Below are 10,789 nucleotides of genomic sequence, written 5' to 3'. Positions count from 1 at the left end.
GAGTTTCGGCCCTGCCCTCCTCCCCGTGCCCATCCTCGACAGCGCGGAAATCAGCCATGCGGCGCTGCGCATGATGACCGTGTACGAGCTGGAAAAGCCGATCGGCACGCCGCGCACCCACAAGCGGTGCCGCGCCAATCTCGACGAAGCCATGGGCCAGATCGAAGCGCTCGTCCGCCAAAGCTGGGGCCGCGTCGCCCCCGCGCGTGAGGAGGACATCGTCAATGCGGCTTAATTTCACGCGGAGACGCGGAGATGCGGAGGGCACGCACAGCGCCGCAGGCAAATTTGCCGATGCAAGGCCTCAGCTTGGCGCTGTCACCTGCGTCGAACAAGGGACTCTCGCACACCCTCTCTGCGCCTCTGCGCCTCTGCGCGAACAAAAATCAAAGCTGTCCTACACAGACATGTTCACCATATGTTCCCCGCGAATCGGAGGACAAGCCCATGGCGCGTAAGCAATCGGATTATCTGGCAGCCCTTTTGTCAGACGAGGCGGAAAGTCCCGCCCCCGTTCCAGCGGCCGACAGCCCGCCTGTTGCCCAGGCCGAAACGTCGTCCCCCTCCCCTGCCCCGGCTCGCCCCGAACGCGCGCGCGGCGCGACACTGCTCGGCCGCGAAACAGCGCTTGCCCGGCTCGCCTCGGGCGAGGTGCGGCAGGTCACGCAATTGCTGCTCGATCCAGCAAAGGTTCGTATCTGGCGCGGCAACGCCCGGCTTTACTCCCATCTGACTGAGGACAATTGCCGCGAACTGATCGACTCAATCATCGCGGAGGGCGGGCAAAAAGTGCCTGCCGTCATCCGCCGTGTCGAAGGCGATCCGGACCATGATTATGAAGTGATCGCGGGCACGCGCCGCCATTTCTCGATCAGTTGGTTGCGGGCGCACAGCTATCCCGACATGATGTTCGTGGCGCAGGTCGCCCAGTTGGACGATGAAGCGGCCTTCCGCCTCGCGGACCTCGAAAACCGCGCGCGCAAGGACGTCACCGATCTTGAGCGCGCGCGCAACTATGCCGAAGCGCTGGGCGCCCATTATGGCAGCCACCTCACACGCATGGCCGAACGGCTAAAGCTCTCCAAGGGCTGGCTCAGTAAGATGATCAAGGTTGCGGGCATTCCTGACTACATCATCGACGCCTTCCCTTCGCCTGGCGACGTCCAGCTAAAGCCCGCCTATCCGCTGGCACAAGCGTTGGATGATCCTGCTGCTGCCCCGGCCATCAATGCAGAGGCCGCGCGGCTCATCACGACACAACGGGAACGCCGTTACGCGGGCGCACCGCCCCTCCCCGCTGCCGAAGTATTGAAGCGCCTGCTCGACGCGCCGCGCGTAGCCGTGTCGGAACCGAAGGAAGAGCCCTTCACCTGGACCACGCGCTACGGCCGCCCTGCCCTCACCGTGCAGTCGGTCAACCGCCAGGGCATCACCATCCGCTTCCACGCAGGCTCGGGGGCGGACATGGCCACGCTGGCGACCGCGCTCCGCGACACGCTCGAACATCTTGAGCGGCAGGGAATGGGTCTACAGCAGTGACAGGCTCGGGGGGGCACAACATCATCGCGACACAGGGGACGGGCATCTTGCCCGCCCTTGGGTCGCGCGTTGTTTCCCCGGGGAAACAGGACAGGTCCAGATCGGATCACCCTCCCCTCTCCTCCCGCAGACTTCATTCTTTCGCCCTGGTTCCATCCCCGTTTCCCCGGGGAAACACCCTCGCCACCCTGCCCTTGCCAAGGAGCCGCCCATGACGCGCACCGGCAAGGCCGAGCTTACCGACCAGTTCGAGCTGTTCCTTCCCTATATCGCGGACATGCCGCTGCGCGACCAGCGCGAGATGATGGAGCGCCCCTTCTTCAGCCTCGCCAAGTCGAAGCGCGTCAAGCCGATCGATTACACCTCCCCCGACGGCAAAGCCTGGGTCCATGTGTCCGCCAATCCCGATTACGGCATGGCGACCATCTGGGATGCCGACATCCTCATCTATTGCGCCTCGGTTCTGGCCGACATGGCCCGGCGCGGCATCAATGACGTTCCGCGCAAACTGCACCTCATGCCTTATGACCTGCTGCGCGCCATCCATCGTCCGACCACCGGCCGCGCCTATGAATTGCTCGGCCAGTCGCTCGACCGTCTGGTGTCCACCACGATCAAGACCAACATCCGCGCCGAAAACCGCCGCGAAGCGACCTTCAGCTGGCTCGATGGCTGGACCCAGCTTGTCGATGAACGCACCGAACGCTCGCGCGGCATGACGATTGAACTTAGCAACTGGTTCTACGAAGGCGTATTGATGCAGGGCGGTGTCCTGTCTATCGATCGCGCCTATTTCGACCTGACGGGCGGGCGCGAACGCTGGCTGTACAAGGTCGCGCGCAAACATGCTGGCGGGGCAGGGGAGGGGGGCTTCTCCATCTCCATGCCAACCCTGTTCGAAAAGTCAGGGGCAGAAGGCGCCTATCGCCGCTTCAAGTTCGAGATCGCCAAGATCGCCGAACGCGACCCATTGCCCGGCTACACATTATTGCTGGAACAGCCCCAGGGTAAGCGCGAGCCATCGCTACGCATGAGCCGCCGGTCGGCCGAAGCCCCACGCGCCTCAAACGACGCCCCGACTGCGAAAATGGGCATCCCACCCAAGGTCGCGGCTCTGACCGGCGCGAAAGCGTCCCCCAGCAAGAGTCCGGCACCCGACCCGCAACCCTTTCTCGACGCCGGGGATGTCATCCGCCGCACGGTCACCAGCCTTTCCTCCCGCGCGACCGCTGGCGAACTCACCGACGCAACCCTCGCCACGCTGCGCACCGAATGTCCAGGTTGGGACTATCAGTCCCTCCATCAGGATTTCCGCAACTGGCTCGACGCTGACCCGACGCGCACGCCGGTCAACTACCAAAAGGCCTTCATCGGCTTCGTGCGCCGTTTTCATGAAAAGAACCGTCACCGCCTTTGACGTTTCGGCCCAAAAGGCCCCCTCGTCATTCCGGCTTTGGTCGTTAGCGCATAAGCGTTCCCGAAGTGTCGGTTGCTCTACAGTGCGTTCGGCGCCTGATTTCCCGAAGCTACTGCCAACTTCATTTCATCCACAGCTTTTGAACGACATTGAGCGGCCGACCAATGCAACTGATTCAATCCCTGCTGAAATCCCCACCTTATCCGGGCACCGTCGACACTCCGGGAACGGCCAACGCTCCTTCAGGAACGTTTCCCCGACACATCAGGAACACCAGCCTCGACACTCCAGGAACGAAAGCCCGACCTTTCGGGAACAGCCCGGTTCGCCCGACTCGCCTATCCCCGCCACTTTTGCCGCATCCCACGCAGGCTTAACTCTCTAACTTTCTACTAAACCCTATAACCAGAAGGAGATTCTTCTAGTTTTTGGAAGGAAGAGAAGAAGCGAGCTGCGACACCAATTTGGTCGCTCCTTGATGGGAGATGCCGAGCAGGCGCGCGATCGCCACCTTGCTCAAACCTGGATAGGCCAGTTCCAACCGCATCAGCAGGGGCGCCTTGCTCCGCTTCGTCACTGGCAGCCCTTCGGGAAGCTTTTTGAGCCGCATTTCAAGCCGGTTAAGTTCCGCCAACCCTTGCGCCGCCTGTCGCCCGATCATTTCGATCAGCTGCCCCGTCAGCGTCCTTATATCCGTGCTGGGAAATCGGGGCAGATCCACGAAGGAAGGCAGTCGCCGTGTCGTCAACCTGCACGCTTCGAGCGCCGCCGGGATGTGCGCCGCCACCACCCATCCCAAATCTGTCCGACGGGGATCGATGTGCAGCCGCCGTCCATCCGCCGTCGTCAGCAATTGCCCCTCGCTCATGGGCGCCGCCAGCCCCTCCCGCGCCGCGATGAGCCGCTCCGCCACCTCTTCCACGCCCGTTGAAGGGTAGGGGGCCTCCACAACCGCCTGAACCGCCCGCCAGGCCGGGCCGAAGCGCACCAGATCGTCTGATGCCCAGATTTCCGCCTCTTTCCTGTCGTCCAGCAGCTGGCGTGATATGTTCAGCGTCGCCCGCGCGATCGGATCACGCTCGCCCTCGCTCGCCGAAAGCACGAAATGAACCAGCGCCGCGATCGACAAGGGGTCGTTCAGCCCCTCGCTATGGCGGGGTGGGGGCGTCCGCCCGCAAATCCAGTCCTGCAAATCTCCGACGGAAATGGGCACCGACGCGATACTGGCCAGCGCCGCGGCACCTTTAAGGCGCGACCGGGCAAGCCAGATGTCGGTGGCCGGACTGTTGGCAAGCCGCCCATCGAGCCTCCCCAGCAAAAGAAAGGCCTGCTCCGAAGACGATGAAAAATCCAGCATTTCCGGGCTATATCAACATATGTGATGTAACCAAACATATATGTTGGTTACACATGCTTTTCCCCGTTCCAAACGCGATTAATTCACCTTCTCCTTCATGAATTGAACCCCAATCCAGCTTGAAACCCGCCGCTCCCCGCGCCATCTGTCCGGCGGCCAAATTCATTGGAGGGCATGAAAGAAACGCCATGACGAACCCGACCGACGCTGCTCCTGAAACCCGTTCCTTCGAAGCTGACGTAGCCAAATTGCTGCACCTGATGGTGCACTCGGTCTATTCGGACAAGGATGTGTTCCTGCGCGAACTCATCTCCAACGCCGCCGACGCCTGCGAAAAGCTGCGCTATGAAAGCCTGAGCGATCCCGCGCTCGCCGCTGGCGGCAGCCCGCAAGTGACGGTGACGCTCGATCCCGACGCCCGTCAGCTCATGATCGAGGATAATGGCATCGGCATGAGCGAGGCCGAGCTTGTCGAAGCGCTCGGCACCATCGCCCGTTCGGGCACGAAGGCATTCATGGAACGCGTCGCCAGCGCCAAGGACGCGGAAGGTACGCAGTTGATCGGCCAATTCGGCGTCGGCTTCTATTCCGCCTTCATGGTCGCCGATCGCGTCGACGTCCTGTCCCGCCGCGCAGGCTCCGACCAGGCGGCGCGCTGGTCGTCGGATGGCCTTGGCACCTATACCGTCCAGCCCGCCGAAACAGCCGAGGCGCCGGATCACGGCACCCGCGTCATCCTGCAGCTGAAGGAAGACGCCGCGTCCTATACCGAACGCTATCGCGTCCAGCAGATCATCAAGGATCAGTCCGGCCATGTGCCCGTGCCGATCTTTCTCAAGGAGAAGCCCGATGCCGAACCCGAGCAGATCGCGGATGGCGCGGCGCTCTGGACCAAGCCCAAGAGCGAGATCAGCGCGGAGGAATATACCGATTTCTACCGCAGCGTCGCCGGTCAGTTCGACCAGCCCGCGCTGACGCTGCACTATCGGGCCGAGGGTCTGCATGAATATTCCGTGCTGGCCTTCATCCCCGAAATGAAGCCGTTCGACCTGTTCGATCCCGATCGCGCCGGCCGCATGAAGCTCTACGTCCGCCGCGTCTTCATCACCGACGAGGCCGAGATATTGCCGCGCTACCTGCGCTTCGTACGCGGCCTGGTGGACTCCAGCGACCTGCCGCTCAACGTGTCGCGCGAGATGATCCAGCAAAGCCCCGTTCTGGCGGCGATCCAGAAAGGCGTCAGCAACCGCATCCTCACCGAACTTGAAAAGCTCTCCGCCAACGATGGCGAAGCCTATATCAAATTCTGGGACAATTTCGGCGCGGTGCTGAAAGAAGGGCTGTACGAGGACTTCGCCCGCCGCGAGCAATTGCTCGGCCTCGCCCGCTTCAAATCCACCGCGTCGAGCGACAGCTGGCGCTCGCTCAAAGACTATGCCGAGGGCATGAAGGAGAACCAGACGGCGATCTATTACGCCACAGGCTCCGATCTTGACCGCCTCGCTTCGTCGCCCCAGCTGGAAGGGTTCCGCGCGCGCGGTATCGAGGTGCTGCTGCTAACCGATCAGGTGGACAGCTTCTGGGTCACCGCTGGCGTCGATTTTGATGGCAAGCCCTTTAAATCGGTGACGCAGGGCCTTGCCGACCTCAGCCTCGTGCCTCTGACCGAGGGCGAGACGGCCGCGCCCGCTGCGTCGGAGGAAGTCAGCAGCTTCATCGACTTCGCCAAGGATTTGTTGAAGGATCAGCTGTCCGACGTCCGCGTGTCCGAGCGGCTGACCGAAAGCCCGGTCTGCCTCGTCGCGGCCGAACATGGCATGGATCGCCAGCTGGAAAAGCTGCTGGCGGCCGCCGGTCGCGGCGGCGGGGCTTCGGCTCCTGTGCTAGAACTCAACCCGCGCCACAGCCTGATCGTCCGGCTGAGCAACCTCCAGGACGATAATAGCCTGCGCGAAGATGCCGCCTGGCTGCTATTGGACGAGGCCCGGATTGCCGATGGCGAATTGCCCACCGATCCGCGCGCCTTTGCCGAACGGCTTGGCCGGATCATGGCGAAGGCGCTAGACTGACGACTTTCGGCTGGCCCGGCCTTGTCCGCCGGGCCAACCAACATTAGGCGAGCGTCACGAAGATTTCCGCCTCGATCAGCCACTCGTCCCGAAGCTTGCGCCATTTCGCACTGTAGATGCCGGACGCGGTCGGCTCCTGCGCGTCCGCTGCCACACCCTTCCATTCGCCCATGTTCCATCGCGATCGGTTCGATCGGCGAGATGGTGATGCTAGTGGGCATCCGGACATAGATGGTGCGCTCGGCCGACGCGAACTCGCGCTTCCATGCCATCAGCTGCGCCTTCCGGCCGCTGATCACCCCGCTATCACTGCCGGTCACCAGTATCGCGGCGGGTGACAGCAGGGGGCCTATCGCGCTCAGGTCCATCTCCGCCAACGCACGGTTGAATGCCGCCCGCCGCATTCGGATCGCAAGGTCGCAGGATTGGGTCACTCTTTTATTCCGATCAGCGCTACTCGTGTCAGCCGCCTATGATCCAGCCCCGTAGCCGCTGCAAGGAAGCAGCGCGGAGTGAATTTGGCCGACACCCACCCCGATGGCACCGAGGCAATTTCTGCGCCCCACGATGCGCCCGGTCGTTAAGCCATTGCAATGAAGATGCAACCGCCAGGATATTGCGGCGTTATAGCTTGATGATTTTGCGGTGCGGTGCGTCTGATCCTGCCTTGGCAGGCGATAGATTTTCTGACTTTGATCGATATGCTGACGGCCGTGCTGACGGAGGCATGGTTGAATGACAGGAATTTTTGATCGCGTTTCGACGGGCAATTCAGGGCTCGATCTGGTGTTGGGCGGAGGTCTGCCTGCCCAAAGACTATATCTCCTCGAAGGCGCTCCCGGATCGGGAAAGACGACGCTCGCGCTCCAATTCCTGCTTGAAGGCGTGGCGGCGGGCGAGCCGGTCCTCTACGTGACGCTGTCGGAAACCAGCGAAGAATTATCGGTCGTCGCTGCCTCGCACGGCTGGGACCTGAACAACGTCAACCTCTTCGAACTTGCTTCTGCCGATTCAGTGCTGGGCATAGGACGGGACCAATCGATCCTACACAGCTGGGAAATGGAACTGGGCGGCACCATCGAACTGATCCGGGAAGAGGTGCAACGGTTGAAACCCCGTCGCATCGTGTTCGACAGCCTGTCCGAATTGCGGCTTCTGGCGCAGGACCCGCTCCGCTACCGGCGCCAGCTTCTGTTCCTCAAACAATTTTTCGCGCAGATCGACACCACGGTTCTGCTCGTGGACGACCTGACGGGCGGCGCGGGTATCCGCGACAATCACCTGCACAGCCTTTGCCATGGAGTGATAACGCTGGAACGGCTGACGCTTGATTTCGGCGCGGCGCGGCGGCGCATGCAAATCCAGAAGATGCGCGGCGTCGATTTCGTCGCCGGTTATCACGACATGATCATCCGCAAGGGCGGCATCGACATATTCCCCCGCCTCATCGCTTCCGACCATCACGCGCCGTTCGTCGGCGAACCGGTTGCCAGCAAGGTTCCGGAGCTCGACGCCATCCTGGACGGCGGTCCCCAACGCGGTACCAGCACGCTTATCACTGGTCCGGCGGGGGCAGGCAAAACGACGCTGGCCCTGCAATATGTCATCGCCGCCTGCGAACGCGGCGAAAATGCGGTGATATACGAATTTGATGAGCGCATCGGAACGCTCATTACCCGGGCGCGATTGTTCGGAACGGATCTACAGGCTTTGATGGACGACGGCCGCCTTATCATCCGCCAGATCGATCCGGCAGAGGTCGCGCCCGGCGAATTCGCCGCCATGGTCAGGCAGGAAGTGGAGGAGCGTAATTCACGCATCATCCTGATCGACAGCCTCAACGGCTATCTGGCCGCCATGCCTCAGGAACAGCAGCTGATCCTGCAATTGCACGAACTTCTGTCTTATCTCAGCCACCGGGGCGTCGTGACCTTGCTTGTCAACCCACAGCAGGGTTTCTTCGGGTCGATGCGAACCGATGAGCTGAATGTGTCCTACATCGCGGACATCGTCATCCTACTGCGCTTTTTCGAGGCAGAGGGGCGCATCCGGAAGGCATTGTCGGTCATCAAGCACCGCAGCGGCGCGCATGAAGACTCCATCCGCGAATTCAGGATCGACGCCCATGGCGTTCGGGTCGGTGCGCCGCTCTCTGATTTCAGGGGCGTGTTGACCGGAACGCCGGAATATCTGGGAGCCTCTACACCACTGATGGAGGATCGCGACGGCCGTGCATAAGGCCGCGACATCCTCAACCCTCCGGGTCATCGTCAGCGCACCCTATGGCAGCGACGCGGACAGCGTGACGCGGCTGCTGCGGGGGGAGGGGCATCGGGTCCAAATCTGCCCCACCTTGACCGAAGTGGCAGACGCGATCGATGAGCAGACGGGCGTCGCGCTGGTCACGGAAGAAGCGTTGTTCACCGACCTTGGCCCCTTGCACCGCGCGCTGGATGCGCAGCCTGCCTGGTCGGACATTCCCTTCATACTGCTCGCCGGACGGCAGGCAGGCCGCTTTGCTTCCAGTGAGGCCATAAGACGCCGACTGCCCGATAACGCGCTCAGCGTCATCCTGCTGGAACGCCCGGTCAGCGGGGAATCACTGATCAGCGCTGTCGCGTCGGGCATAAGGGCCCGGCAGAAGCAATTGCAGATCCGCGACCAGTTCGCGGCCATCGATGCAGAACGCGGCCGCCTCAATACATTGCTCGAAAATCTTCCGGTCGGCGTCGCGTTCATAAACACCGACGGCAGCACACTGCTTTCCAACCCCGCATTCCGCCGCTTCCTGCCCAGCGGAGACATCCCCGCCCGGCTGCCTGACGGGGAGGACCGGTGGGAAGGCTATGAAGAGGATGGAAGCCGTATCACGCGGGATCGCTTCGCGACGATGCGCGCTCTGAAGGGCGAACAGGTGCGGGGGATCGAGTTTCTGCATCACCCGACAGAAGGTCCTTCGGTCTGGACCCGGGTAAGCGGCGTGCCGTTACTCGACCCCGGCAGCTCACGGGTCACCGGCTCGATTTCAGTGATTGTCGATATAGACGAGCAGAAGAGGAGCCAGCAGGCGCTCGCGGAGGCGGCCCAGCGGCTGGAGCAGGAGGTTGATGCCCGCACGCGCGAATTGCGGGAGGCGCTGCTGCGATTGGAAGCCGAGGCGGAAGAACGCGCCCGGGCCGAGGAAGCGTTGCGCCAGGCGCAGAAGATGGAGGCGGTCGGTCAATTGACCGGCGGGATCGCGCATGACTTCAACAATATGCTGACGGGCATCATTGGAGCCATCGACATCCTGAAGCGTCGGATTTCCAGTGGCCGACTGGACGACCTTGATCGCTTCATGGATGCCGCCAGCACGTCGGCGCAGCGCGCGGCGGCGCTGACGTCCCGATTACTCGCCTTTTCCCGGCGGCAATCGCTCGACAGCCGCCCCACCGACGTCTGCAAGCTCATTCATTCGCTGGAGGACCTGCTCCGCCGCACCATGAATGAATCGATCGAGGTGGAAATCCTTTCCTCCCCCCCGTTGCCGACGGCGCTGGTGGACGCCAATCAGCTGGAAAGCGCGATCATCAACCTTGCGATCAATGCCCGCGACGCGATGCCTGACGGCGGCCGACTGACGCTGTCATGTGAAGAGGTGGAGCTGGATGCGGAGTGTTGCGCGCGCAATCCAGGCATCACGCCGGGCCGCTATATCATGGTTGGGGTGTCTGACACCGGCGTCGGCATCGATGACGACACACTGGACAAGGTGTTCGATCCCTTCTTCACGACCAAACCGATCGGGCAGGGCACGGGTCTCGGCCTGTCGATGGTCTATGGTTTCGCCAAGCAGTCGAATGGCCTGGTGCGCATCAATTCGACGGTGGGCGAAGGGACGGTGGTCAGGATATTCCTGCCGGTCGCGGAACAACAAGTTGAAACCGAATCCGTCGAACATGCTGCCATTCATCATGGCGACGGCCAGTCGGTGCTACTGGTCGAGGATGATGACTCCGTCCGGCTCCTCGTGCGCGATGTGCTTGAGGAATTGGGCTACAAGGCGACCGAGGCCGCCGACGGACAGCAGGCGGTGCGCATATTGGAGTCCGGGCGGCGTTTCGACCTTCTGATCTCCGATGTTGGCTTGCCGGGAATGAACGGGCGGCAATTGGCGGAAATCGCGCGAGCGCATTTGCCCGACCTGCCCATCCTGTTTGTGACGGGCTATGCGGAAGGGGCCGCCGTGCGGGGCGGCTTCCTATCCAACAACATGCAGATGATCACCAAGCCATTTCAGATCGAAATGCTCTCCGCTCGCATCCGCGAAATGCTGGAAAGCTAGCCCGTCAACTCCGGGAATGCCCCGTCTGCGACTAATGAGCGGCTGGGACGTCTACCTGATCGGGGCAGGGCTTTGTAGAAGCA

7 protein-coding genes and 1 pseudogene (1 of these 8 only partly in view) are annotated in these 10,789 nt (G+C 62.3%); 6 read left to right on the top strand and 2 right to left on the bottom strand.

Annotation, left to right across the window (positions count from 1 at the left end):
- From ACZ51H_RS14895 to ACZ51H_RS14885, 3 genes are all read left to right on the top strand, one after another.
- A protein-coding gene (locus ACZ51H_RS14895; RefSeq protein WP_449469649.1) for an AAA family ATPase crosses the window boundary here: on the top strand, positions 1 to 235 show its 3' end. The gene continues 962 nt to the left of window position 1, outside the view; the window shows 235 of its 1,197 coding nt (coding positions 963-1,197); its start codon lies beyond the left edge, outside the window; its stop codon occupies positions 233 to 235.
- A gap of 212 nt (positions 236 to 447) precedes the next feature.
- Positions 448 to 1,539 carry a ParB/RepB/Spo0J family partition protein gene (locus ACZ51H_RS14890; RefSeq protein ID WP_464795622.1) on the top strand — a complete coding sequence of 364 codons (1,092 nt, stop codon included), beginning with the start codon at positions 448 to 450 and terminating at the stop codon, positions 1,537 to 1,539.
- 211 nt (positions 1,540 to 1,750) lie between these two features.
- Positions 1,751 to 2,956: a replication initiator protein A gene (locus ACZ51H_RS14885; RefSeq protein ID WP_464803462.1), complete on the top strand. Its 1,206-nt coding sequence runs from the start codon at positions 1,751 to 1,753 to the stop codon at positions 2,954 to 2,956.
- A 421-nt stretch (positions 2,957 to 3,377) separates the two neighbouring features.
- Here the strand turns inward: ACZ51H_RS14885 and ACZ51H_RS14880 are convergent, their stop codons facing one another.
- A complete protein-coding gene (locus tag ACZ51H_RS14880) occupies positions 3,378 to 4,313 on the bottom strand; it encodes a hypothetical protein (protein ID WP_464803461.1) in 936 nt (311 codons plus the stop codon).
- Positions 4,314 to 4,501: 188 nt separating this feature from the next.
- Here ACZ51H_RS14880 and htpG point away from each other — a divergent pair, with 188 nt between their 5' ends.
- On the top strand, positions 4,502 to 6,382 hold the full coding sequence (htpG, locus tag ACZ51H_RS14875) for a molecular chaperone HtpG (protein WP_464803460.1): 1,881 nt from the start codon (positions 4,502 to 4,504) through the stop codon (positions 6,380 to 6,382).
- Between the two features lie 43 nt (positions 6,383 to 6,425).
- Here the strand turns inward: htpG and ACZ51H_RS14870 are convergent.
- Positions 6,426 to 6,816: pseudogene (locus ACZ51H_RS14870) on the bottom strand (nuclear transport factor 2 family protein).
- 301 nt (positions 6,817 to 7,117) lie between these two features.
- Between ACZ51H_RS14870 and ACZ51H_RS14865 the strand changes: the two are divergent.
- Complete coding sequence (locus tag ACZ51H_RS14865; protein WP_464803459.1) at positions 7,118 to 8,620, top strand: ATPase domain-containing protein; 1,503 nt, start codon at positions 7,118 to 7,120, stop codon at positions 8,618 to 8,620.
- Positions 8,613 to 10,706, top strand: coding sequence for a hybrid sensor histidine kinase/response regulator (locus ACZ51H_RS14860; protein ID WP_464803458.1), 2,094 nt, complete (start codon positions 8,613 to 8,615; stop codon positions 10,704 to 10,706). The genes ACZ51H_RS14865 and ACZ51H_RS14860 overlap by 8 nt, the downstream gene beginning before the upstream one ends.
- The last annotated feature ends 83 nt before the right edge of the window (positions 10,707 to 10,789 follow it).

It is taken from the genome of Sphingobium sp. TomMM15 (genome assembly GCF_055397045.1).
Note: the sequence above shows the minus strand (reverse complement) of the source record. Positions and strands in the feature narration are given on the sequence as shown.

Coding starts and splice junctions, on each gene's coding strand:
- ACZ51H_RS14890 (WP_464795622.1), top strand. CDS start 448: ATGGCGCGTAAGCAATCGGATTATCTGGCAGCCCTTTTGTCAGACGAG.
- ACZ51H_RS14885 (WP_464803462.1), top strand. CDS start 1,751: ATGACGCGCACCGGCAAGGCCGAGCTTACCGACCAGTTCGAGCTGTTC.
- ACZ51H_RS14880 (WP_464803461.1), bottom strand. CDS start 4,313: ATGCTGGATTTTTCATCGTCTTCGGAGCAGGCCTTTCTTTTGCTGGGG.
- htpG (WP_464803460.1), top strand. CDS start 4,502: ATGACGAACCCGACCGACGCTGCTCCTGAAACCCGTTCCTTCGAAGCT.
- ACZ51H_RS14865 (WP_464803459.1), top strand. CDS start 7,118: ATGACAGGAATTTTTGATCGCGTTTCGACGGGCAATTCAGGGCTCGAT.